The following is a 23,085-nucleotide window of genomic DNA, read 5'->3' as shown; positions in this document are numbered from 1 at the left end:
ATCCTCCACAGAGCACCACGCTGCATTCGGAGTACCACACGTTCAGACGAAAAAACGACACCGATCTGGCGAATGTCATTTTATCGGCGGCCATTTTAACTTAGGGCGGTGCATCAGGCCGAAGCCTTTTTGCTTGCATATATAGGATGATATGGTACAATAAATCTAAGGTTGAGAAATGTTTTTGGAGGGAATGCAATGTTGGACAAGAATAGTGCCGCTGCCGGTGATACACAGAATTTTGCAGGGAAGATTCAGGGGATTATTGCAGGGCATGAGAAGAATGAGCTGTTCTCAAAGCTGCATGACAGCGAACCATATGCCGCAGAGCTGAATGCACTGATCGACTGTGTGAACGAGGAGCTTGAGTATCAGCGCTTTCGTCTGCGTACGGTCAACGAGGTAATCAAATCCGGTATGTGGTACATGAAGATCAATCCGGATTTCAGCATTGCCTATGCCATCTGGTCGGATGAGTTCCGCCGTATGATCGGCTTCCGTGACGCGTCGGACTTCCCAAACACAATCGAGTCGTGGAGTTCGCGTCTGCACCCGGACGATGTGGAGGGAACGTTTTCCTCCTTCAACGCCTGCATTCGGGATCTCACGGGTCATACGCAGTACAATGCAGACTATCGTCTCAAGGTTCATGACGGCAGCTATCGTTGGTACCATGCGTCCGGCAATGTTGTACGCGACAAGAGCGGGCATCCGGAGGAGATCATCGGTGTCTTTGTCGATATCGACGAGGAAAAGCGGAAATCGGAGGTGCTGGATCAGACCGCACAGAAGAAGGAAAAGTTCTACGGCGAGCTTGAGACGATGCTCAGCAGCCTATATGCGTCGATTGATACGATCACGGAGAGCGTGAGTCAGACGATGGAGCGCACGATGGAGATCTCAAACGTACAGGAGGAGATCACGAAGGCTGCAGAGGATACGCGCGGACAGACGGAGAACACGCTCAAGATGTCCGAGCTCGTTATGACGATCTCAAAACAGACGAACCTTCTCTCACTGAATGCCTCTATCGAGGCGGCACGCGCAGGCGAGGCAGGGCGCGGCTTCTCCGTTGTGGCGGAGGAGGTCAGAAAACTTGCCGACAGCAGCCGCGATGCCGCAAGCAAGATCTTCGAGGCACTCGAATCCATGGAGAAGGCGGCAAGTCATATCGCCGAGCGCATTAAGTCCATCAACGGACTGATTGAGAATCAGGCGGCGAACATGAAGGAGATCAGTGCCTCGGTTGAGGAGGCAAAGGCAATGTCGGACAACATCGAGGCATTGTCCAAGAAGCTGTAACCATATATCCATGGGTCAATATTGACTTGTAAACGACCGCAGTCCCCCATAAGCAGCATCTTTCGTGTGCTTATGGGGAAAATTTAGTTTATCTATTCAAATAAAAAGGGGATGAGAAGATGCCAAGTGACATCATACTTCGTACCTATCAGCCGGGAGATCCAAGCAAGGTCTGTTATTTTCAATACGAGCTCTATAAGCGTCAGTATGGCTTTAACGGATTTTATGAACAGGAGATGCTGCGCGGGATGGCGGAGCTCTACGATGACGTGGAGGGCAGTCAGATGTGGATTGCCGAACTGGATGGGAAGATGGTCGGTGATATCGCAGTCATCAAAAAGGGGGCGAATCGGGCGCAGCTGCGCTGGCTCGGCGTAGATATGGATGTGCAGGGACATGGGCTTGGAAATCGTCTGCTGGCGGAGGCGATTTCTTTTTGCCGCAGAAAAGGCTACCGCCAGCTCTTTCTGGGGACACTCGATCTCTTAAAGCCTGCACGCCATCTTTATGATAAATTTGGATTTCATCGAACGAAGAGTGAACCTTACAATGAATGGGACAAAAACAGAGAAATGTGCCGTGAGATTTGGGAATGTGAATTAACGTAATACAACAGCTGTAAAGAGCGTGAATTTATTGACAGCACAGGGGGATTGAAATATAATATTAAGGAATCACTGAAAAAAAGAAGTTCGTCAGATTAGCATAGATTTTTCGTTCGAACGAGGTGGAAAACCGGAGGCAGAATGGTGTTCTGTGGAGAATTTCCCGCCGAAGTGCAAGCAAAAAGATGCATCAAGATGATGGCGCTGAATTGATCAGTACTTTCTTAAGACGGCTATTTATGCAGCCACCCTACGCTATGGAATGGATGAGTTTATGAATTTCGATATGAATCTCGTGGTTAATTCGTTCCCGCTCCTGCTTGTCGGTGCTGGAGTGACGATTCAGATCACGGTGCTCTCGACAGCGATCGGTTTTGTGATCGGTCTGATCGTGGGCGTGGCGCGCATCTCGCATCTGCGCCCGCTGCGGATGCTGGCGGAGGTCTATGTGGAGTTCTTCCGCGGCACGCCGCTGCTCGTGCAGATTTTCCTCTTTTACTTTGCCCTTCCTGTGATCACGGGGCAGCGCATCGATCCGTTCATCGCAGCGATCTCCGCCTGCGGCATCAACTCCGGCGCGTACGTGGCGGAGATTTTTCGTGCGGGGATACAGTCGGTCGATGAGGGGCAGATGGAGGCTGGGCGCTCGCTTGGTATGACGTGGCTGCAGACCATGCGCTACATCATTGTGCCGCAGGCGTTCAAGCGCGTCATTCCGCCGCTCGGCAACGAGTTTATTGCGATGCTGAAGGATTCGTCCCTTGTCTCCGTCATCGGCTTTGAGGAGTTGACGCGGCGCGGTCAGCTCATCATCGCGAAGACTTACGGGTCGTTTGAAATCTGGATGAGCGTCGCCGTGATCTACCTCGTGATGACGCTGACGATCTCGCGCTTTGTCGCGTATCTGGAACGGAGGTGCCGCGTCCATGATTGAGATTAAAGAACTGTGCAAGTCGTTCGGCGCGGATGAGGTGCTGAAGGGGATTGATCTCTCCATTGCGGAGAAGGAGGTCGTTGTCATCATCGGCCCCTCGGGGTCAGGCAAGAGCACGCTTTTACGCTGCATGAATCATCTTGAGGAGCCGACGGCGGGTGAGGTCACCATCGACGGCATCACACTTTCGGGCGAGGCAAATATCAATAAAGTACGCGAAGAGGTCGGCATGGTGTTCCAGCGGTTCAATCTGTTCCCGCACATGACGGTGCTCGATAACATCATGCTCGCCCCGATGAAGGTGAAGCATATCGCACGCGCCGATGCTGAGAAAACGGCGTGTGAGCTGCTTGCCCGTGTGGGGCTGGCGGAGAAGGCGGATGCCTATCCCGACAATCTCTCGGGTGGACAGCAGCAGCGTGTTGCCATTGCACGTGCCCTCGCGATGCATCCGAAGGTGATGCTCTTCGATGAGCCGACGTCGGCACTCGATCCCGAGATGGTCGGCGAGGTGCTTGATGTCATGCGTGCCCTCGCCAATGAGGGGATGACGATGGTCATTGTGACACATGAGATGGGCTTCGCCCGGGAGGTCGGCGATCGTCTGCTCTTCGTGGACGAGGGCCGCATCATTGAGTCAGGGCCGCCGCGCGAGGTGTTCGAGCATCCGCAGGAGGAGCGTACGCGCAGCTTCCTGTCGAAGGTGCTCTGAGGTGCGTCTGCGCGGGAGTTTGATGCTGCTGACGGCAGCGTTCTTCTGGGGGACGACGTTCGTCGCACAGATTCTCGGGATGGAGGGGCTTGGTCCCTATACCTATGCAGCAGCGCGCTTTGCCCTCGGGACACTGTTCATGACGGCGCTCTGGCTGCTCTATCGCGGACAGCGTAAGGCGCAGCGGCGCGCGGGCACGTTCCATTCGGGCTTTCGCGCCGGGATTCCCGTCGGGCTGGCGATGTTCGTTGGCGTGACGCTGCAGCAGGTGGCGCTGCTCTCGACAACAGCGGGTAAGACGGCGTTTATCACGACGCTCTACATCGTACTCGTGCCGCTTGCCGCCGTCCTTCTCGGACGCCGTATCGGACGGCTGCAGTGGGGCGGGGCATTGCTTGCTTTTCTAGGGGTGTACTTTCTTTCCGCCTACGGGGAAACGACGCTGAACCAAGGCGATGTGCTTGTTTTTATCTGTGCATTCTTCTGGATGGCTCAGATTCTGCTCATTGACCTCTTTGCCCGCATGGTGGACGCCATCGAGCTCTGCCTCATGGAGATGCTGATCTGTACGCTCGGCAGCACCCTCCTCGCCGTATGCTTTGAGACCTGCACGTGGGCGGCACTCTCGGCCGCCGCACTCCCGATCGGCTATGCGGGCATTCTCTCCTGCGGTGTCGCCTATACGTGTCAGATTTTGGGGCAGGCGCATGTCGAGCCGACACAGGCGGCGATTCTCATGGCGATGGAGGCCGTATTTGCCGCCATGGCAGGCTGGGCAGTCCTAGGGGAGACGATGAGCGCAGTGCAGGTGCTGGGCTGCGCGCTGTTGCTCGCGGGCGCGGTCATGGCACAGACGGCATCGAAAGCGTGTAGAGAATAAGGAGGCGCGATATGCCGACGGAGGGGATTATTCAGGCGAAAATTGCCATCAAGGTGGTCGGCGTTGGCGGCGGCGGTGGAAATATCCTGCGCAGTGTGCGTGAGAACTACAATCTCGATATGACACTCGTTGGGCTCAACTCGGATCTTCGTCAGCTGCATGCACTCGAAAAACAGGGGATCACCGTGTTGCCCATCGGCGAAAAACTGACGCAGGGGCGCGGCACGGGCGGCAGAGTCGAGGTCGGTGAGGAGGCAGCGCGCAGCGAGGAAAAGGCGATTCGTCAGATGCTTGAGGGGACGGATCTCGTCATCATCACGGCAACGATGGGTGGTGGCCTCGGGACAGGGGCGGCACCTGTTGTGGCGGAGATCGCACACGATATGGGGATCCTCTCCATCGGCGTGGTGACGACGCCCTTTCACTTCGAGATGTCGCGCAAGATGCAGACGGCGCAGGCGGGGATCGCACGGATGCAGGGCATGACGGATGCCTTCATCACGATGCGCAACGACAACCTTCTGAAGATTGCCCCCGACCGCAAGATGTCGTTTGTCGATGCTTTCGCCCTTGCCGATGAGGTGCTGCGGCAGACCGTTGGCTGCGTGGCAGAGCTGATTTTGACCACGGGGGTCATCAATGTTGATTTTGCCGATGTGACGACGATCTTTCGCCAGAGTGCATCGAGCGAAACACTGCTCGCCATCGGTACCGATGAGACGCCGCAGAAGGCGGTGCGAAAGGCGATGGAGAGTCCGCTGCTCGACCGCAGTACGGCGGGCGCACGCGGCGTCGTCCTCAATCTTACGGGAGGTCCCGCGATGAGTCTGCGTGATGTGGATGAGGCCGTACGCTATATCCATGGGCATGCACATCCTGCCGTGAATATCATTGCAGGACTGGTCGTGCAGGAGAGCATGGCAGACAAGGTACAGGCGACGCTGGTCGCGACGGACTTTGACGAGAGCTATGTTCCGCCCGAGGAGGGATGATCGGGGCGATGTACGTGAAAGGAGGAACGCAGATGGAAAAACTCCTGCATGAAATGCACACATGGATGAATGCCTATATGCGTTCCTTCCGAACGAATGACCCCGAGGTCATGCGCGGCATTCAGCTCAAGGAGATTCATACCGGCTATGTGACGGCACATGCCCGCGCACTTGCCAAGCATCTTGGATGCCATGCGCACGATATGGCTATTGCTGAGATTATCGGACTCTTTCACGATGTTGGACGGTTTCGGCAGTATGCCCGCTATCGGACGTTCAACGATGCTGCGTCGGAGGATCATGCGGAACTCGGACTGAAGGTACTCGCAGAGGAGAATATCCTCGCGCCGCTTAGCGATGTGGATGCAGAGGCAGTGCGTTTTGCGATCAAATATCACAACAAAAAGGAAATTGCTCCGACCAGAGATGAGCGCAAGCTGTTTTTTGCCAAGGTGATCCGTGATGCGGACAAGCTTGACATCTATCGCGTTCTCCTCCCGTTCCTCACGCCGGAGGGCGCGGAGAAGGCACCGAACTTCGTCCCGTCGGACGCAGCGCAGGAGGTCAGCCCCGATTTCGTGGCGGACTTTGCCGCAGGACGACAGGCGGACTACTACCGTCTGCGTACGAATGGAGACCGCAAGATCGTACGTCTCATGTGGATTTACGATATCAACTTTATGTGGACGCTGCGCCGCATTGTAGAACGTGGCTATGTGGACACTTTTATTGCGAGCCTTCCTGCGCAGGCGGGGATTGCCGAGGGGGTCGCACGTCTGCGCGCCTATATCGAACGACGCTGCGCACAGAACGATTGATTGGAATTATACGGACAGAGGGATAGGAACATGGCGGACGTAAAGACATCGAATTTTATCCGAAATATCATCGACGAAGATCTGCGCGAAGGCCGGCATACGGCAGGAATTCACACGCGGTTTCCGCCCGAGCCGAACGGCTATCTGCACATCGGACACGCAAAGTCCATCTGCCTTAACTTCGGTGTTGCTGAGGACTACAATGGTCTCTGCAATCTGCGCTTTGACGATACGAACCCGACGAAGGAGGACGTCGAGTATGTGGACTCCATTCAGGAGGACATCCGCTGGCTCGGCTTCTCGTGGGGCGATCGGCGGTTCTATGCCTCGGACTATTTCGAGCGGCTGTATGAATATGCAGTCGAGCTGATTAAGAAGGGGCTTGCCTATGTGGATGATCTCACGGCGGAGGAGATCCGGGCCTATCGCGGTACGCTGACCGAGCCGGGCAAGGAAAGTTCGTGCCGCGGGCGCTCGATCGAGGAGAATCTGGATCTCTTCACGCGTATGCGTGCGGGTGAGTTTCCGGACGGAGCACGCGTTTTGCGCTCCAAGATCGACATGGCGTCGCCGAATCTCGTCATGCGCGACCCCGTGATCTACCGTATTGCCCATGTGCCGCATCATCGGACGGGCGATGCGTGGTGTATCTATCCGATGTATGACTTTGCCCATCCGCTCTCGGATGCGATTGAGGGCATTACGCACTCGCTCTGCACGCTGGAGTTCGAGGAGCATCGCCCGTTCTACGACTGGCTGCTCACGTCACTGGGTTTCCCTGCGGGGGAGCGGCCGCGTCAGATTGAGTTCGCACGTCTGAATCTCTCGGGCGCGATCACGAGCAAGCGCAAGCTGCGCCAGCTCGTTGAGGAGGGGCATGTGCGCGGGTGGGACGATCCGCGTATGCCGACCATCTCGGGGATGCGGCGGCGCGGCTATCCGCCCGCAGCCATCCGTGCCTTTTGCGAGGAGATCGGCGTCGCCAAGAGCAACAGCACGGTGGACAGCGCCATGCTCGAGCACTGTGTACGCGATGAGCTGAACCGCAACGCGCCGCGCATTATGGCGGTGCTGCGTCCCTTGAAACTTGTCATCACGAACTATCTTGAGGGCGAGACGGAGTATCTGCTCGCCGAGAACAGCCCGACGCACGGAGGACGGCGATATGTGCCCTTTGGGCGCGAACTCTACATCGACCGCGAAGACTTTATGGAGGATGCGCCGAAGAAATTCTTCCGCCTAAAGCCGGGCGGCGAGGTGCGCCTCAAGCAAGCCTATATTATCCGCTGTGAGGAAGTCGTAAAGGATGCGGCGGGCGAGATCACGGAGCTGCGCTGTACCTATGATCCAGAGACGCGGAGCGGCGGTACGGCGGCGAACCGCAAGGTGAAGGGGACGATCCAGTGGGTCGCGGCAGAGCATGCGCTCACAGCGGAGGTGCGTCTCTATGACAGCCTACTGCGTACGGCAGAGGAGGGCGAGGAGGAGCCGGCAGACTTCATTGCGGCGCTCAACCCGCACTCACTCGAGGTGCTGACAGACGCGAAGGTGGAGCCGAGCGTCCGTCTCACAGCGGCAGGGACGCGCTATCAGTTCCTGCGCGTCGGTTACTTTGTTGTTGACCCGGACACTACGCCGGATCATATAGTGTTCAACCGCATCGTCGGGCTGAAGGATACGTGGAGCAAAATCAAGTAGCGCATTCTTTTTCTCGATGTGTTATGTGCCACGGACGGCAGGAGGAGGTTTGCTGTGGCAAAGATACCAAAAGGTTTGTCCGACAAGGATATGATGCAGGGGCACGAGGCAGAGGAGACTCTCGCCGAGACCATGCTGCGTCAGGAGCGGCAGGCAGAGGAACGCGCCCAGGCGGCAGCGGCAAAGGAACCGCCCGCCGATCTCGCGCGTGCGGGACTCAGCGCCGCGCAGGCAGAAGAACTCGGCAAGGCTCTGCTGGAGCTGAAGCTGGTACTCGCGCAGGAGGGTGAGACGAAGGTCAAGCTGAAGATCCGCCGCAGCGGCCGACAGGTGATTATCACGGCGACGTGATGGATTTCTCATAACGAGAAGTAAGGATGTGTAATGATGGAAACAGCAACGATTGTGGCGATTGTCATATTTGTCGTCGCATACGCGCTCATCATCTCCGAGAAGGTGCACCGCACCATCGTGGGACTTTTTGGCGCCATGCTCATGATACTCTTCGGGATCATCGATCAGGAGGTCGCAGTTCACCATATCGATTTCAATACGCTCGGACTGCTCATGGGCATGATGATCATCGTCAATATTACGAGTGAGACGGGACTATTCAACTTCCTCGCCATCTGGGCGGCGCAGAAGGTCAAGGCGCAGCCCATTGCGCTCCTCGTCGTTCTCTCGACCATTACGATGGTCTGCTCGGCTCTTCTGGACAACGTTACGACGGTTCTGCTTACCGTACCAATCACGTTCAGCATCACGTCACAGCTCAAGGTCGACGTCATGCCGTATCTCATTTCGCAGATTTTGGCATCGAACATCGGCGGAACGGCAACGCTCATCGGCGACCCGCCGAACATTATGATCGGCAGCGCGGTCGGGCTTGACTTCATGGCGTTCGTTGAGAACCTTACATTGATTTCGATAATTATCTTTATCTTGGTACAATTCATTCTTATTGGCCTCTACCATAAGGGCCTGCATACTCAGCCGGAGCTGCAGGATAAGATCATGCGTCTCCCTGCGGGCGCACAGATCACCGATCATGCTCTTCTGCGCAAGTGCCTTGCCGTTATCTTCCTCACGATTACGCTCTTTGTCCTGCACGGCAGTCTCGGCCTTGAGTCCGCGACGGTCGCACTCTCGGGCGCAGGTCTCCTCCTCCTTCTCACGGCGACGCGCGATGAGGGCGCGATCGTCAAGGTGCTCTCAAAGATTGAGTGGCCTGCGATCTTCTTCTTCGGCGGACTCTTCATCCTTGTCGGTGCACTCGTAGAGACAGGCGTCATCCGTATGCTTGCGGCTGAGGCGATCAAGGCGACGGGCGGCAATGTCGAGGCAACCGCCATTCTCATTCTGTGGATGAGTGCCTTTGCCTCTGCCTTTATCGACAACATCCCGTTCGTCGCCACACTGATTCCGCTGATTCAGGATATGGGGCAGATGGGACTCAGCAACCTCGATCCGATGTGGTGGTCGCTTGCTCTCGGCGCGTGTCTCGGCGGCAACGGAACGCTGATCGGTGCGAGTGCGAACGTCGTTGTCGCGTCGATGTCGGCACAGCGCGGCCGTCCGATCTCCTTCCTTGGCTTCATGAAGGTCGCGTTCCCGGTCATGGTGTTCACGATCATCGTCTCGAACATCTACGTCTATATTCGGTATCTTTAAGAGTATGTAGAATACTGTCCCCACCTGCTTCTGCAGCCGGGGATTTTCCTTTTCCTTCCATTCGTGTTATTCTGTGAAAAAGGGGGGGGGATGAACGATGATACTCAACACGGGCATGCGTACGGATATTCCGGCGTTCTATGCGCCGTGGCTGGCGAATCGGCTGCGTGCGGGCGAGGTCTGTGTCCGTAATCCCTATGACACACAGCAGGTGACGCGCTATCGCCTTGATCCGCGCGTGGTTGACCTCATCGGCTTCTGTACGAAGAATCCCGCACCGATGCTCCCCTATATGGATCTCCTCGCACCGTTCGGGCAGTTCTGGTACGTCACCATCACGCCCTATGGCAGGGATGTTGAGCCCCATGTTCCGCCATGGGAGGAAGTTGTGCGTTCCTTTCATCAGCTCTCGGCTGCTCTCGGAACGCGCTCCGTCGGGTGGCGCTACGATCCGATCATCCTTGACGCACATCATACGCTGGCGTGGCACAGAACAATGTTTGCCGCGATGGCAGAGCAGCTGGCGGGGCAGACGGAAGTGGCCGTCATCAGCTTTCTCACGCGCTATGCCAAGACGCGCCGCAACTTTCCCGAGGGACGTGATGTCACGCACGCAGAGCGCATGGAGCTCGGTGCATTTATCATTGAGACGGCACGGCAGTGCGGTATGACCGTCTATCCGTGCGGCGGAGGTGATGCACTCGCTCTATACGGGGCGAATACGGGCGGCTGCATGACCCCGCACATCTATGAGCGGGCACTTGGGCGGCGCATTCACTTCCCGCACTATCAGCCGCAGCGCAGGGAGTGCCGCTGCTATCTCGGTGCGGACATCGGTGCATACGACAGCTGCCCGCATCTCTGCCGCTACTGTTACGCCAATACGCATCCTGCGCGTGTGCGCCGTAGCCGTCTCGCTCACGATCTCGCATCCCCCTTTCTCATCGGCCATGCGGAGGAGGGTGACCGTATCCATGAGGCGCGGCAGGAAAGCTGGCTCGAACGGCAGGAGAATTTATTTTAGCGGATATGAAAACGGGAGAGCTATGCGAGACGATTGGTCTGTGCATGACTCTCCCGTTTATGCGATTCCTCTATTGTTTAGAAAATATGGTCGTCTGTATCAGCGTCACTCGCGAGGAGTGCGCCGGTCACGGCGTCGATGCGGAGCTTGTAGGTGATGTTGTTTGCCGTGCATTTCACCTTGTAGAATGGGCGGAAGTCTGCCTGTGCGGCAGGATCCGCAGGTACGGCAGGTGCCGCTGCGTCCTGCGCCGCTGCAGCAGGTGCGGACTGTGCATATTGTCCTCTGTGGTCTCGATTTCCGTGCTTCCCCTTCTTGTGCCCTTTGCGGTCGTGGTCACGATCACCGTCGTGATCTCTCATTTTCAGTTCGAGCGGATGGAAGGTCAGCTCTGCCTCGGATTTTCCGATGGATTCGGCGGCAATCGACCGCACTTTGTCCTCATCGAGCAGAACAATGTTTCGCTGTGCTGCCTGAGCAGCGATCATTTCCGAGCGAGCCTGCCGCTTCATGAGGGATTGTGCCTCGGCCTGCTGATAGTGGAAGTAGGCTGTACCGGCGGTGGCGACGCCGACGAGAACGGCGAGAGCTGCTGCCTTCTTCAGATGTGCGGGACTGAATACGCCCTTGACCTGTTCTTTGATTTTCTGTGCTTCCATGATGAAATCCTCCTTTTGTTCGTCACATTTTTGCTGACAGGTATATCCTATCGGAGAAAGTTAAACAAAGTGTAAACACGCGTAAAACTTTTTCAAAAATCGACGGACAGCGCGGATTTTTTCTGCTGAATCCATTATAATGGCATCATGAAAGTGAGGTGTCGATATGCACCTGCGTGATTTGTCGCTGAAAACAAAGCTCCTGCTGACCAATGCACTGATGGTCGTCATACCGATCTGCGTCCTCGTCGCCATCGGTGCAGCGCTTCTTGGCGGACTGCGCCATGCAGGAACGCTGCAGCAGCAGGCACTTGAACTGCTCTGGCCGGAGAAGGGGACAAATCTCTCTGTTCCCCTTGCACTGAGTTCACTGCGTGCTGCCGCAGAGAGAAAGCAGTTCAAATGGAGTCACGTTGAACGTGATGTTCATCTGCTGGAGTCGGCGGGCGTCCGCGTCTCTATCGTGCAGGATGGGCTCCTCTATCTGACCGATGAGGCAGATGACGATGATATTCGGTATGCGGTGATGCGCGAATGCGGGGCGCACGGCTCCGCACTGACATGGAACGATGCGGGGCTGTTTTTTCGCTATGAGGGCGATCGCAGCGGCATTGTTTTCATGGGGGCAGGCGCTGTTCCTATGATGCGGCATCACGATGAGATGCGCATTTCGCCGCCGATGCGGGAGACGGTGATCAACGCGGTGTTTATTTTCTTCATCGTCATCACCTCGGTAGGGATTTTCCTGCTCGGGCGTTATCTTGCCCGCCTCCTTTCGGCGCAGATTCTTGCACCGCTTGCGGCGATACGTGATGCCGCCGGCGCGATGCAGCATGGTGATTTCGACCATGCCCTGCCTCCGATGGGCAGTGATGAGGTGGGAGCGACCTGCCGCGCTTTTGATGCCATGCGCAGCGATCTGCGGCGCGCACGCCTGCGGGAGGAACAGGAGGAGGCACGGCGGAGGGAATTCCTCATCGGTGTACTCCATGACATCGCAACGCCGCTGACCGCCGTCAAGGGATATGCGAGCGGCCTGATCGACGGGATCGCTGCGACGCCGGAGAAGCAGCGCGCCTATGCTGAGCGCATCGCCCGTGCGGCGATGACGATGGAGGGGCTGACCACACAGCTGCGCTCTTTTTTGCGCACAGGGACAGGAGAGGTGCCGCTTACATGGGAGGTCGTTGAGGCGCAGACATGGATCAATGCGTTCATTGATGCACATGCGGCGGACTTTCGCGAGCGGGGCATTGAGCTGTCGATGGAAGAAGACAGGGAGCAGACATACATTCGCATTGACCGCAGTGCATTCGCCCGCGTTCTCGAAAATCTATGGGAAAACAGCGGGAAGTACCGCCGCGGGGAACGAGCACGCGTCTGTATGTCGCTTTCTCATGAGGGAGATTTTCTCGCCATCCGCTGTGACGACGACGGCGTTGGCGTGCGCGAGGAGGAACGGGAGCGGCTGTTTGACCTCTTTTACCGCACGGATGCGGCGCGTACCCATGTCGCTGACGGCAGCGGGCTGGGACTGGCGATCGTACGCCGGATGATGACGACGTTCGGCGGCAGTGTGCGGGCAGAGGAATCCCCCATGGGAGGACTGCGCATCGTCCTGCTGCTGCCAATTCAGAAAAAGGAGGACACGCATGAAGAAGATACTGCTGGTCGAGGATGACGCTGCTATTGCCGAGCTGGAGCGTGACTATCTCGAAGCGGATGGCTTCAGCGTCGATATTTCTGCGGACGGCGATGCGGGGAAGCGCCTCGCCATGACGGGGGACTATGATCTGCTTTTGCTGGATGTGATGCTGCCGGGGGCGGATGGATTTGCCATCTGCCGCGATGTTCGGAAAGCATACGATATCCCCATCCTCATGGTCTCGGCGCGTCTTGAGGATGTCGATAAAATACGCGCACTCGGACTGGGGGCGGATGATTATATCATCAAACCGTTCAGTCCGAGTGAGCTGGCGGCACGCGTCAAGGCACATCTTGCGCGTTATGAGCGCCTCAAAGGCAGTGCAGGAGATGCGGCTGTCCTGCGTTTTGGCGCGCTTGAGATTCAGCCGCAGACGCGGCGCGTATTTCTTGGGGGAAACGAGGTGATTCTTGCGGCACGCGAGTTTGATCTTCTGCTCTTTCTCGCGCAGCATCCGCAGGTCGTCTTCAGCAAGGAGACACTGTATGACCGCGTCTGGGAGCTGGATGCCATGGGCAGTACGGCGACCGTCTCCGTCCATATCAATCGGCTGCGCGAAAAGATGGAACGCGATCCTGCCCATCCGCAGTGGCTGCAGACGGTCTGGGGGGCAGGGTACCGCTTTAATGATGGAACGTAACAGGGAGATGAAGGCATGACAGCCCTACCATCTGAACGACAATAAAAAATGCTTGCACTTCATGAAAAATGCCTGTATAATACAGAGCGTTGAAATCCGTTCCTCAAGTCCTGATCGTCGTTCAATGAACGAGTGAAGCACTGTTTATATATGCAGTGTTTGCCCGAACCATAATCTCAGTGAACGCTTTCCGAGTGCGGCGAATGGAGAGTCAAAATTATTTTTCAAGGGAGATTGTGGAAGAATGGCTTTTGAAGACAAAACCCTCGTATGCAAAGAGTGCGGCAAGGACTTCGTGTTTACCGCAGGTGAGCAGGAGTTCTACGCAGAGAAAGGCTTTGAGAACGAGCCGGCGCGCTGCCGTGACTGCCGCGACAAGCGCCGCCGCAGCCGTGACGATCAGAATCATGGCGAGCGTCAGATGTTCCATGTGGTCTGCGCCGAGTGCGGCAAGGACACGGAAGTCCCGTTCGAGCCGAAGACGGATCGTCCGGTTTACTGCCGCGACTGCTTCAATGCAAAGCGCGCAGCACGTTTCTAAAACGATTTAGATTTCATGGGGGGATAGCAGCACAGACGGTGCGGCGTCCCCCTTTGTTTTTTGGAATCACGGATAAAACAGCCCATCGGATTGGAAATAATGCGGCTGGATTTATCTGTGTGTCCTTTATCTTTTGAGGAGGTTTCCCATGAAGCTGAAGAAATTGGCACTCGTGCTGACGGGTGCACTCGTGAGCCTTTCCCTGCTCGGATGTGGCGCAGGCGGCGATCAGGCGAAGCAGGCAAGCAAGCTCCGCGTCGGCGCATCGATTGACTTTGCCCCGTTTGAGTTCCAGGATGAGGGACAGAAGGACTATCAGGGCTTTGATATGGATCTCATCCGTGCCGTTGCCAAGGAGATGGGCAGCGAGGCAGAGATCCAGAACATCGGCTTCGACGGTCTGATTCCTGCCCTGCAGGCGAAGAACATCGACGTGATTATCAGCGGTATGACGATCAACGACGAGCGCAAGGAGAAGGTCGCGTTCTCTGATCCCTACTATCAGTCCGGCCTGACGATGGTTGTGCGCAGCGATGAGGAGAACATCAAGTCGTTCAGCGATCTGAAGGGGCATAAGGTCGCCGCTCAGATCGGCACGACGGGTGCCAAGATGGCAAAGGAGATGGAGGGCGTCACCGTCAGCGAACTGAATACGCCGGCGGACTGCTTCATGGAGCTGAAAGCAGGCGGCGTAGATGCCGTGATCAACGACCGACCGGTCAATGACTACTACATCAATCAGTCACAGGCAACCGGTGTGAAGACACTCGCAGACCGACTCTCTGCTGAGGACTATGGCATCGCTATGGCGAAGGACAACACCGAGCTTCAGCAGAAGATCAATGCAGCACTTAAGAAGCTGCATGATAACGGCGAGTACGATAAGATCTATCAGAAGTGGTTCGGCGCGAATAAGTAAGGAACTGCATTGGGCATAAAGTGGGCTGCTGCACGAGGTAACCATCCCTCGGTGCAGCAGCCCATTCTTTATGCTGTATTATTGTCAATCTTCGCTGTAATCCGCGCCATATCTGCAGGGAGTAGGGCGGAGAGCGCAAGCATTTTCTTCGTGCGCGGATGCACGAGGGTGAGATGCGCCGAGTGGAGCGCGTGCCGTGCGATTGGCTCCGTCGTTCCGCCATAGAGATCGTCGCCGAGAAGCGGATGTCCGCAATGGGCGAGGTGAACGCGGATCTGATGCGTGCGCCCCGTGTCAAGCCACAGGCGCAGGAGACTGTAGTTGCCGTTCGTTCGCTGCGTTTCGTAATGGGTACGTGCGGGCTTGCCGTCCTCTGCTACGCAGCGGAGGATGATGCTCGGCAGGGCACGCGCGATCGGTGCATCAATACAGCCCGCAGGGGGCATGATCGTGCCTTCGATCAGGGCGAGGTACTCGCGCCGCAGCGCGTTCTGGCGCATGATCTGGTACTGCACCTCGGGATGCTTTGCGATGAGGAGCAGCCCGCTCGTATTGCGGTCGAGGCGGTGGCAGGGGTGAACGTCGAGATGGACGCCGCAGGCGGCATAGTATCCGCGCACGGCGTTCGCGATGGTGCCGCGCGTTTCCTTTGTCGTCGGATGGACGAGCTGTCCTGCGGGTTTGTCGAGGACGAGCAGATCGTCGTCCTCATAGAGAATCGGAAGCGGCAGCGCTTCGGGAACGACGGTGCTGACGACAGGCAGATCGTATGTGATGTGGTCGCCGTCCTTCACCATCGTGCGTGCAGCGATCGCAGGGCTGCCGTTCCATGTGAACGCACCATGGTGTTTGATGCGTTTCCACAGGCTGCCCGAGATGCCGTGCATACGCATGAGGTAGGCCTTGGCGGGACATGTTTCTCCTCTGGGGAGATCGACGCGGAGCTCTGTCATTTCTGCGCGGTGGCATCCTTGCGCCGCAGGGCGAGGATGATGCGGAAGGAGATGGAGAGGATGATGGCGATCACGGTGGCAAGCGACATTCCTCGCAGAGTCACTGTGCCGATGGTGATGCTGGCGGTCGATACGCCGACACCCATGACGATGGAGGTCAGGAGGAGGTTCATCGGATTGTTGTAGTCCACCTTTGCCTCGACGAGGATGCGGATGCCCGAGGCGGCAATCACACCGAAGAGCAGCATGGAGACGCCGCCCATGACCGGTGTCGGGATGCTCTGGATGAGTGCGGCAAGTTTGCCGAGGCAGGAAAGCAGGATGGCGAAGATCGCTGCGCCGCCGATGACCCACGTCGAGTAGACCTTGGTGATGGCGAGGACGCCGATGTTCTCGCCGTAGGTGGTGTTCGGCGTGGAACCGAAGAAGCCCGAGAAGATGGTCGAGATGCCGTTGCCGAGGAGGGAGCGGTCAAGCCCCGGATCTTTGGCGAGGTTGCGTCCGACGATGTTGCCCGTCACGATGAGGTGCCCGATGTGCTCGACGATGACGACGATGGCAGCAGGTAGTATGATGAGGACGGCGTTCAGCTCGAAGGTCGGCGTGTAGATGGTCGGGAGGGCAAGCCACGGCGCGGCGGCGACGTTCGAGAGATCGACAATGCCGACGGCACAGGCAATGAGATAGCCTGCGATGACGCCGATGAGAATCGGGATGATGGAGAGGAACCCGCGGAATGCCATGGAGGCAAAGATCGTGATGGCGAGCGTTGCGATGGAGACAAAAACGACGGTCGGGTCGACCTTCTCCGCTGTCAGACCTGCCATCCCCGCCGCCGTCGGCATCAGCTCCAGTCCAATGACGGCGACGATTGCGCCCATTGATGCGGGTGGAAAGATCACGTCGATCCAGCTCGTTCCAATGGTATGAACAATGAGGCTGACCAGACAGAAGACGATGCCGACGATGATGAAGCCGCCGAGTGCCGCCTCATAGCTGTACTCGGACAGGACGATGAAGACGGGAGAGAGGAAGGCAAAGCTCGAGCCGAGATAGGCAGGGATTTTCCCCTTGCACAATATGAGGTAGAAGAGTGTGCCGATGCCGTTGAAGAGCAGCACGGTCGCAGGATTGACATGAAAGAGAATCGGAACAAGCACCGTTGAGCCGAACATGGCGAAGAGGTGCTGCAGGGAAAGTGGGATGGTTCGCCGAAGCGGCGGACGTTCATTGGTGTCAATCTTGGTTTGAGACATGGAAATCACTCCTTTAGCTTTCCTATGATACCATAGAGGCGAATGGGGGACAATCGGGACTTTTGAAGGAGTAGGGAGTCACGGGGAAAATCAGGGAATCGATGGACAGCGAAATCTTTTCTTTGCTTCCTTAAAGATTTCAGAGGGATTCGGTAAGATATTATAAAGGAGGAATTGCCGATGAATGAGCCGATGAAGCTGACCGCGCCGCTGAAGGACTATCTCTGGGGCGGGACACGTCTGCGGGACGAATACGGCAAGCGCACGGAGCTGTCGAAGGTGGCAGAGAGCTGGGAGCTCGCCTGTCACCGTGACGGAAAGAGCGTTATTGCCAGCGGCACGGCGGCAGGGGAGACGCTCGAGGCGTGGCTGACACGCGCGGGGGCAGAGGCACTCGGCACACGAGCCGCGCAGTTTCCGTATTTCCCTCTCCTCATCAAGCTGATCGATGCACACGACAATCTCTCTGTGCAGGTGCATCCGAGCGATGACTATGCCCTGCGCGTGGAGGGGGAGTACGGCAAGACGGAGCTCTGGTACGTCGTCGATGCCGCCCCGGGCGCAGAGATTCTCTACGGTTTTGTGCATGCGATCGCAAAAGATGAATTTCGCAGGCGTATTGCGGACAACACACTCCTTGAGGTCGTGCGTCATGTACCGGTACAGAAGGGGGATGCGTTCTTCATTCCTGCGGGGACACTCCATGCCATCGGCAAGGGGCTGCTCATCTGTGAGATTCAGCAGAGCTCCAACGCGACGTATCGTGTCTACGACTATGGGCGCATCGGCACCGATGGAAAGCCGCGCGACCTGCATGTCGAAAAGGCTCTCGATGTGACGTCGCTCGTGCCCGTTTCGCTGCGTGCAGAGCAGCTTCCTACGGCGGATGAATTTCGTGGCGCGGAGGTGCGCCTGCTCGCCGCATGCCCGTATTTTACCGCCTATCATCTGCGTATTGACGGCATGTGCGAGAGCACGGCGGGGGCAGACTCCTTTCACTGTCTGACGATTCTCGCAGGGACGCTGACGCTGACGTGGGCGGGCGGGGAGCTCTCCGCCGTCAAGGGGGAGAGTGTCTTTATCCCTGCGCATCTTGGACAATATATGCTGCACGGGATGGGGGAGCTGATCCTCAGCAGGGTGTGACTGCCGCAGACGGCTTTCATGGGACTTGACGCCTTTGTTATAATGAAAACACGATACTTTGGGAATCGCTGAGTTTATCAGTGCTTTCTTCATGGGGAGGTTTAGGATGATCGATTTTCGACCATTGAAAAAAGAAGACAAGCCATTGCTGGATCGATATTTTCATGCAAACTATTACGAGAACTCGCATTTTAATTTTACGAATCTCTATATGTGGCGCGCGCCGTTCTTCGTGCATATTGCCGAAGAGGATGATGTGCTCTATGTGGCGAGCGAGTGGAAGGGGATCCTTTCGCTGCTGCAGCCCTTCTGCGATCCATCGCGCTATCCCGAAGCGACGAAGAAGCTGATCGCCTACTTTGAGGAAGTGGAGCAGCCGCTGCACCTTTACGATATGGAGCGCGGTTATGCAGACTATCTGCGTAGCTGCGATTTTGCAGACTTTGACGTGGTCGCCGACCGCGACAACTACGACTATGTGTATCTCTCGGAGAAGCTCATCAGCCTTGCGGGGCGCAAGCTGCACTCGAAGAAGAACCATCTGAATGCGTTCCGCAAGGAGCACCCCGAGGCAGAGTATCTGCCCATCACAGAGGATGTCGTCACGCAGTGCAAGATGGAGCTCAATAGCTGGTACAAGCAGCACATCCGCGGGACGGGACGATCGACCCGTTCATTGAGTACGAGCGCACGGCAATCCTCGAGGTGCTGAACGACTTTGACTACTTTGGTCTGCAGGGCGGTGCCGTCCGCTTGGGAGGGCGTATCGTCGCCTTTACCTTCGGCGAGCAGCTCAACACGGATACGGCCGTCATCCATGTGGAGAAGGCGGATCCCGAGGTGCGCGGCGCATATCCCGCGATCAATCAGGGATTCGTGGAGCACGCATGGAGCCATCTCACCTACATCAACCGCGAGGAGGATATGGGCATCGAGGGGCTGCGCAAGGCGAAGGAGTCCTATAAACCCGAGAAGCTGATCGAGAAATTCAACGCGCGGCTGCGCTGAGAAAATACATGGATGCGGGGGAATCATCATGATGAATTATCAGAAATATACGAAGGGCTACTTTATGCCGCCGGAGATCCGCATGGACTGGCTGAAAAAGGATGCACCCGATCATGCACCAATCTGGTGCTCGGTCGATCTGCGCGACGGCAATCAGGCACTCATCGTTCCGATGAGCCTCGATGAGAAACTCGCTTTTTTTGATCTCCTCGTGCGCGTCGGGTTCAAGGAGATCGAGGTCGGCTTCCCTGCGGCCTCGGATACGGAGTATGAGTTCCTGCGCCGTTTGGTGGAGGACAACCTCATCCCCGATGATGTGACGGTACAGGTTCTGACGCAGGCGCGTGAACACATCATCCGCAAGACGTTCGATGCACTGCGTGGGGTGAAGAACGCCATCGTGCACGTCTACAATCCCACCTCGGCGGCTCAGCGCGAGCAGGTTTTTGCGCGCTCCAAGGAGGAGGTCCTGAAGATCGCCGTGGACGGTGCAAAGCTCCTCAAGGAACTGACGGAGGAGGCGGGCGCGACGTATCGCTTTGAGTACTCGCCCGAGAGCTTTACGGGCACAGAGCCGGAGTATGCCCTCGAGGTCTGCAACGCCGTGCTCGACGTGTGGCAGCCGACGCCTGACCGCAAGGCGATCATCAATCTGCCCTCGACGGTGCAGATGTCGATGCCACATGTCTACGGGATGCAGATTGCCTATATGAACGATCATCTGAAGTACCGCGATGCGGTTGTGCTCTCACTCCATCCGCACAACGACCGCGGCTGCGGCGTCTCGGATACGGAGATGGGCCTCTTGGCGGGGGCGGATCGCGTCGAGGGGACGCTCTTCGGCAACGGGGAGCGCACGGGCAACGTGGACATCATCACGGTGGCGATGAATATGTTCGCCCTCGGCGTGGATCCGCAGCTCGATTTCTCCAATCTGCCGCATCTCGTCGAGGTCTATGAGAAGGTGACGCGGATGCAGGTCAATCCGCGGCAGCCATACTCCGGTTCGCTCGTCTTTGCCGCATTCTCCGGCTCGCATCAGGATGCCATCGCGAAGGGCATGCATTACTGGGCGGAAAAGAAGCCGGAGCATTGGTGCCTGCCGTATCTCTACATCGACCCGAAGGATATTGGGCGCACCTATGACGGTGATGTCATCCGCATCAACAGTCAGTCGGGGCGCGGCGGCGTCGGCTACATTATGGAGCAGCAGTATGGCATCGACATGCCGAAGAAGATGCGCGAAGATCTCAGCTACCGCGTCAAGGCTGTCTCCGACGCTGGCCACAAGGAACTGCAGCCGGACGAGATCTACAAGGTGTTCATGGACACTTATGTCAATGTTGTATTTCCCTACGAGCTGTCAGATTTCTGCCTGAACAAGCAGCCGGACGGCACGCGGCGCGGCGACGTGCATCTGCGGGTGGACGGCGAGGATCGTACCTATGAGGCACACGGCAACGGCCGTCTGGATGCCGTGTCGAATGCGTTGCAGGAAAACCTCGATCTCTCCTACTCGAATCTGACCTACAGCGAGCATGCCTTGGAGCTGGGGCAGAGTTCCCGTGCAATCTCCTATATCAGCATTACGGGCGGGGATGGCAGCGTATACTGGGGAGCGGGGTTGGATACGGATATTATCACCTCGTCAATTTTGGCCCTCTTCTCCGCGATCAACCGTATGAAGGCAGGGCACTGATGTGACCGATATTGTTGCAGAAAAACTGAAGCTGCTGCCGGACAGCCCGGGCGTCTATATCATGAAGGACGACCACGGGAAGATCATCTACGTGGGCAAGGCAATTGTCCTCAAGAACCGCGTCCGGCAGTATTTTCAGAGCAGCCGAAACCACACGCCAAAGGTGCGCGCAATGGTCTCGCATATCGCTGACTTTGAGACGATCATGACGGCGAACGAAGTGGAGTCGCTGATCCTTGAGGCGAACCTGATCAAGAAACATCGGCCGCGTTATAATATACGGCTGAAGGACGATAAGAGTTACCCCTATGTCAAGGTGACGGTGCAGGAGGAATTTCCGCGCGTCTTTATCACGCGGCGTGTGCTGCGTGACGGCGCGCGCTACTTCGGCCCCTATACGAATGTGACGGCGCTGCGGGACAGCTTGAAGCTCCTGCGGCGTCTTTTTCCTCTGCGTACGTGCCGCACGATGCCCGAGCGTCCTTGCCTTGAGTACCACATCAAGCGATGCCTTGCCCCATGCGTCGGCAAGGTGGGGGAGGAGGACTACCGTGCGATGATCCGCGCCGCCCTGCTCTTTCTTGAAGGACGGACGGATGATGTAGAGCGTGAGCTGGAGCAGCGGATGCACGCGGCAGCGGAGGCATATCACTTTGAGACAGCGGCGCGCCTCCGCGATCAGCTCAGTGCCGTGCGTACGGCAGCAGAGCGGCAGAACATCGTAACGGGGGCAGGCGATCAGGATGCGATTGGCATGGCGCGCTCGGCGGCGGGCGTCTGCGTGCAGATCTTCTTCATCCGCGGCGGCAAGATGATCGGCCGAGAACACTTTCTCCTGCGCGGCAGCGAGGAGGAGCGTGATGCGGATATCCTGCGCGCCTTCTTGGAGCAGTACTACAATCAGGCGACCTTTGTCCCGCGTGAGGTGCTGCTGCCGTGTGCGATTGACGCAGCGGCGCAGGCGACCATCGAGGCGTGGCTTGCCGCACGCAAGGGGGGCGGCAAGGTCGCACTCCTCACGCCGCAGCGCGGCACGAAGCACGATATTGTGCAGATGGCGACGGGCAACGCCGCGAAGTTCCTCGCAGACGAGGAGACGCGGCGCAGTCTCTTGGATGAGCAGACGCTTGGCGCCGTGGAGGAACTCGGGCGATACCTCGGGCTGAAGCATCCGCCGCGTCGCATGGAGTGCTTTGATATCTCGCACAATCAGGGGCAGGAGACCGTTGCGTCAATGGTCGTCTTTGAGGACGGCGCACCGAAGAAATCGGACTATCGCCGCTTTAAGATCCGCAGCACGGAGGGCAAGCCCGACGATTTCCTCTCTATGCGCGAGGTGACGACGCGCCGCTATGTGGGTTTGCCCGAGGAAGAGCTGCCCGATCTCATCATCATCGACGGCGGCAAGGGACAGCTCTCCTCCGCCCTTGAGATCATCCGCCACGCGGCAGGGCATAAGGATGTCCCCGTCGTCGGCCTCGCGAAACAGTTTGAGCTCGTCTTTACGGAGGGAAATTCAGAGCCGGTTGAACTGCCGCGCCGCAGTCAGGCCCTCTATCTCATCCAGCGCATTCGCGACGAGGCACACCGTTTTGCCATCACGTTTCATCGAAAACTGCGCGGCAAGCGCAACCTCGTCTCCGTACTCGACCATATCGTCGGCATCGGTCCCAAACGACGGCAGAGCCTGCGCACCCACTTCGGATCGCTGGAAAAAATCAAGGAGGCGTCTGTGGAGGAACTCGCTGCTGCTCCCGGCATGAATCGCACTTCTGCCGAGGCAGTGCGTCATTTCTTCGATGCACAGCAGGAACTACGTGGGAAACAATAACAGAATAGGATTATCACACCAAAATGATGAACTGTACGATTGAATTGCAGTTCTGATTATTGTAGAATTATCAAAAGGATTTGAAATTGATG

21 protein-coding genes and 1 pseudogene are annotated in these 23,085 nt (G+C 57.2%); 19 read left to right on the top strand and 3 right to left on the bottom strand.

Annotated features, from left to right (window positions below; translation table 11 throughout):
* Positions 1-198 precede the first annotated feature (198 nt).
* The 11 genes from AXE86_RS01885 to AXE86_RS01835 all read left to right on the top strand — a co-directional run bounded on the left by AXE86_RS01885 (position 199) and on the right by AXE86_RS01835 (position 10,636).
* Entirely contained in the window at positions 199-1,302 is a 1,104-nt protein-coding gene (locus AXE86_RS01885) for a methyl-accepting chemotaxis protein (protein ID WP_061944072.1), read from the top strand.
* A gap of 119 nt (positions 1,303-1,421) precedes the next feature.
* A complete protein-coding gene (locus tag AXE86_RS01880; RefSeq protein WP_061944069.1) occupies positions 1,422-1,910 on the top strand; it encodes a GNAT family N-acetyltransferase in 489 nt (162 codons plus the stop codon).
* Positions 1,911-2,181: 271 nt separating this feature from the next.
* Complete coding sequence (locus AXE86_RS01875; RefSeq protein ID WP_198145302.1) at positions 2,182-2,841, top strand: amino acid ABC transporter permease; 660 nt, start codon at positions 2,182-2,184, stop codon at positions 2,839-2,841.
* Complete coding sequence (locus AXE86_RS01870; RefSeq protein ID WP_061944066.1) at positions 2,834-3,553, top strand: amino acid ABC transporter ATP-binding protein; 720 nt, start codon at positions 2,834-2,836, stop codon at positions 3,551-3,553. Before AXE86_RS01875 ends, AXE86_RS01870 begins: the two co-directional genes overlap by 8 nt.
* A gap of 1 nt (position 3,554) precedes the next feature.
* On the top strand, positions 3,555-4,433 hold the full coding sequence (locus AXE86_RS01865) for a DMT family transporter (protein ID WP_061944065.1): 879 nt from the start codon (positions 3,555-3,557) through the stop codon (positions 4,431-4,433).
* Between the two features lie 11 nt (positions 4,434-4,444).
* A complete protein-coding gene (locus AXE86_RS01860) occupies positions 4,445-5,425 on the top strand; it encodes a cell division protein FtsZ (RefSeq protein WP_061944062.1) in 981 nt (326 codons plus the stop codon).
* 32 nt (positions 5,426-5,457) lie between these two features.
* Complete coding sequence (locus AXE86_RS01855; RefSeq protein WP_061946913.1) at positions 5,458-6,243, top strand: HD domain-containing protein; 786 nt, start codon at positions 5,458-5,460, stop codon at positions 6,241-6,243.
* Positions 6,244-6,273: 30 nt separating this feature from the next.
* The gene (locus AXE86_RS01850; protein WP_061944059.1) at positions 6,274-7,941 is read left to right on the top strand and encodes a glutamine--tRNA ligase/YqeY domain fusion protein; all 1,668 of its coding nucleotides are present in this window, start codon (positions 6,274-6,276) and stop codon (positions 7,939-7,941) included.
* Positions 7,942-7,995: 54 nt separating this feature from the next.
* Positions 7,996-8,292 (top strand): hypothetical protein, encoded by a 297-nt coding sequence (locus AXE86_RS01845; protein WP_061944056.1) that lies wholly within the window; start codon positions 7,996-7,998, stop codon positions 8,290-8,292.
* A gap of 33 nt (positions 8,293-8,325) precedes the next feature.
* Entirely contained in the window at positions 8,326-9,612 is a 1,287-nt protein-coding gene (locus AXE86_RS01840) for an ArsB/NhaD family transporter (RefSeq protein ID WP_006689822.1), read from the top strand.
* Positions 9,613-9,709: 97 nt separating this feature from the next.
* Positions 9,710-10,636, top strand: a complete 927-nt coding sequence (locus AXE86_RS01835) for a DUF1848 domain-containing protein (protein WP_061944053.1) — start codon at positions 9,710-9,712, stop codon at positions 10,634-10,636.
* 77 nt (positions 10,637-10,713) lie between these two features.
* On the opposite strand, the gene AXE86_RS01830 is transcribed toward AXE86_RS01835, so the two are convergent.
* Positions 10,714-11,295, bottom strand: a complete 582-nt coding sequence (locus AXE86_RS01830; protein WP_061944050.1) for a peptidase — start codon at positions 11,293-11,295, stop codon at positions 10,714-10,716.
* 166 nt (positions 11,296-11,461) lie between these two features.
* On the opposite strand from AXE86_RS01830, the gene AXE86_RS01825 reads away from it, so the two are divergent.
* The 4 genes from AXE86_RS01825 (at position 11,462) to AXE86_RS01810 (ending at position 15,100) form a co-directional block, all read left to right on the top strand.
* The gene (locus AXE86_RS01825; RefSeq protein WP_061944046.1) at positions 11,462-12,976 is read left to right on the top strand and encodes a HAMP domain-containing sensor histidine kinase; all 1,515 of its coding nucleotides are present in this window, start codon (positions 11,462-11,464) and stop codon (positions 12,974-12,976) included.
* Positions 12,948-13,640 (top strand): response regulator transcription factor, encoded by a 693-nt coding sequence (locus AXE86_RS01820; RefSeq protein WP_061944043.1) that lies wholly within the window; start codon positions 12,948-12,950, stop codon positions 13,638-13,640. Before AXE86_RS01825 ends, AXE86_RS01820 begins: the two co-directional genes overlap by 29 nt.
* 244 nt (positions 13,641-13,884) lie before the next feature.
* Complete coding sequence (locus AXE86_RS01815) at positions 13,885-14,181, top strand: zinc-ribbon domain containing protein (RefSeq protein ID WP_006689817.1); 297 nt, start codon at positions 13,885-13,887, stop codon at positions 14,179-14,181.
* Between the two features lie 148 nt (positions 14,182-14,329).
* The gene (locus AXE86_RS01810; protein WP_006689816.1) at positions 14,330-15,100 is read left to right on the top strand and encodes a basic amino acid ABC transporter substrate-binding protein; all 771 of its coding nucleotides are present in this window, start codon (positions 14,330-14,332) and stop codon (positions 15,098-15,100) included.
* Between the two features lie 68 nt (positions 15,101-15,168).
* Here AXE86_RS01810 and AXE86_RS01805 read toward each other — a convergent pair whose 3' ends face one another.
* Together AXE86_RS01805 and uraA are read right to left on the bottom strand one after the other, a co-directional pair.
* Positions 15,169-16,053, bottom strand: a complete 885-nt coding sequence (locus AXE86_RS01805; protein WP_061944040.1) for an RluA family pseudouridine synthase — start codon at positions 16,051-16,053, stop codon at positions 15,169-15,171.
* Entirely contained in the window at positions 16,050-17,309 is a 1,260-nt protein-coding gene (uraA, locus tag AXE86_RS01800) for a uracil permease (RefSeq protein ID WP_061944037.1), read from the bottom strand. Before uraA ends, AXE86_RS01805 begins: the two co-directional genes overlap by 4 nt.
* A gap of 180 nt (positions 17,310-17,489) precedes the next feature.
* Between uraA and AXE86_RS01795 the strand changes: the two genes are divergently transcribed.
* From AXE86_RS01795 to uvrC, 4 genes and pseudogenes are all read left to right on the top strand, one after another.
* Positions 17,490-18,455, top strand: coding sequence for a type I phosphomannose isomerase catalytic subunit (locus tag AXE86_RS01795; RefSeq protein ID WP_061944034.1), 966 nt, complete (start codon positions 17,490-17,492; stop codon positions 18,453-18,455).
* Between the two features lie 91 nt (positions 18,456-18,546).
* Positions 18,547-19,463, top strand: a pseudogene (locus tag AXE86_RS01790) (DUF2156 domain-containing protein).
* Positions 19,464-19,494: 31 nt separating this feature from the next.
* On the top strand, positions 19,495-21,162 hold the full coding sequence (locus AXE86_RS01785) for a 2-isopropylmalate synthase (RefSeq protein ID WP_061946912.1): 1,668 nt from the start codon (positions 19,495-19,497) through the stop codon (positions 21,160-21,162).
* Between the two features lies 1 nt (position 21,163).
* Positions 21,164-22,993: an excinuclease ABC subunit UvrC gene (gene uvrC, locus AXE86_RS01780; protein ID WP_061944031.1), complete on the top strand. Its 1,830-nt coding sequence runs from the start codon at positions 21,164-21,166 to the stop codon at positions 22,991-22,993.
* Positions 22,994-23,085 lie beyond the last annotated feature (92 nt).

Source organism: Selenomonas sp. oral taxon 136, from assembly GCF_001554015.1.
Classification (GTDB): Bacteria; Bacillota; Negativicutes; order Selenomonadales; family Selenomonadaceae; genus Centipeda; species Centipeda felix.
The sequence above is the reverse complement of the archived record's forward strand: the minus strand, read 5'-3'. Positions and strand labels throughout refer to the sequence as shown.

What these genes read in the sequence shown, in the direction of transcription:
- AXE86_RS01885 (WP_061944072.1), top strand. Translation starts at nt 199, where the DNA reads ATGTTGGACAAGAATAGTGCCGCTGCCGGTGATACACAGAATTTTGCA.
- AXE86_RS01880 (WP_061944069.1), top strand. Translation starts at nt 1,422, where the DNA reads ATGCCAAGTGACATCATACTTCGTACCTATCAGCCGGGAGATCCAAGC.
- AXE86_RS01875 (WP_198145302.1), top strand. Translation starts at nt 2,182, where the DNA reads ATGAATTTCGATATGAATCTCGTGGTTAATTCGTTCCCGCTCCTGCTT.
- AXE86_RS01870 (WP_061944066.1), top strand. Translation starts at nt 2,834, where the DNA reads ATGATTGAGATTAAAGAACTGTGCAAGTCGTTCGGCGCGGATGAGGTG.
- AXE86_RS01860 (WP_061944062.1), top strand. Translation starts at nt 4,445, where the DNA reads ATGCCGACGGAGGGGATTATTCAGGCGAAAATTGCCATCAAGGTGGTC.
- AXE86_RS01855 (WP_061946913.1), top strand. Translation starts at nt 5,458, where the DNA reads ATGGAAAAACTCCTGCATGAAATGCACACATGGATGAATGCCTATATG.
- AXE86_RS01850 (WP_061944059.1), top strand. Translation starts at nt 6,274, where the DNA reads ATGGCGGACGTAAAGACATCGAATTTTATCCGAAATATCATCGACGAA.
- AXE86_RS01840 (WP_006689822.1), top strand. Translation starts at nt 8,326, where the DNA reads ATGATGGAAACAGCAACGATTGTGGCGATTGTCATATTTGTCGTCGCA.
- AXE86_RS01835 (WP_061944053.1), top strand. Translation starts at nt 9,710, where the DNA reads ATGATACTCAACACGGGCATGCGTACGGATATTCCGGCGTTCTATGCG.
- AXE86_RS01830 (WP_061944050.1), bottom strand. Translation starts at nt 11,295, where the DNA reads ATGGAAGCACAGAAAATCAAAGAACAGGTCAAGGGCGTATTCAGTCCC.
- AXE86_RS01825 (WP_061944046.1), top strand. Translation starts at nt 11,462, where the DNA reads ATGCACCTGCGTGATTTGTCGCTGAAAACAAAGCTCCTGCTGACCAAT.
- AXE86_RS01820 (WP_061944043.1), top strand. Translation starts at nt 12,948, where the DNA reads ATGAAGAAGATACTGCTGGTCGAGGATGACGCTGCTATTGCCGAGCTG.
- AXE86_RS01815 (WP_006689817.1), top strand. Translation starts at nt 13,885, where the DNA reads ATGGCTTTTGAAGACAAAACCCTCGTATGCAAAGAGTGCGGCAAGGAC.
- AXE86_RS01810 (WP_006689816.1), top strand. Translation starts at nt 14,330, where the DNA reads ATGAAGCTGAAGAAATTGGCACTCGTGCTGACGGGTGCACTCGTGAGC.
- AXE86_RS01805 (WP_061944040.1), bottom strand. Translation starts at nt 16,053, where the DNA reads ATGACAGAGCTCCGCGTCGATCTCCCCAGAGGAGAAACATGTCCCGCC.
- uraA (WP_061944037.1), bottom strand. Translation starts at nt 17,309, where the DNA reads ATGTCTCAAACCAAGATTGACACCAATGAACGTCCGCCGCTTCGGCGA.
- AXE86_RS01795 (WP_061944034.1), top strand. Translation starts at nt 17,490, where the DNA reads ATGAATGAGCCGATGAAGCTGACCGCGCCGCTGAAGGACTATCTCTGG.
- AXE86_RS01785 (WP_061946912.1), top strand. Translation starts at nt 19,495, where the DNA reads ATGAATTATCAGAAATATACGAAGGGCTACTTTATGCCGCCGGAGATC.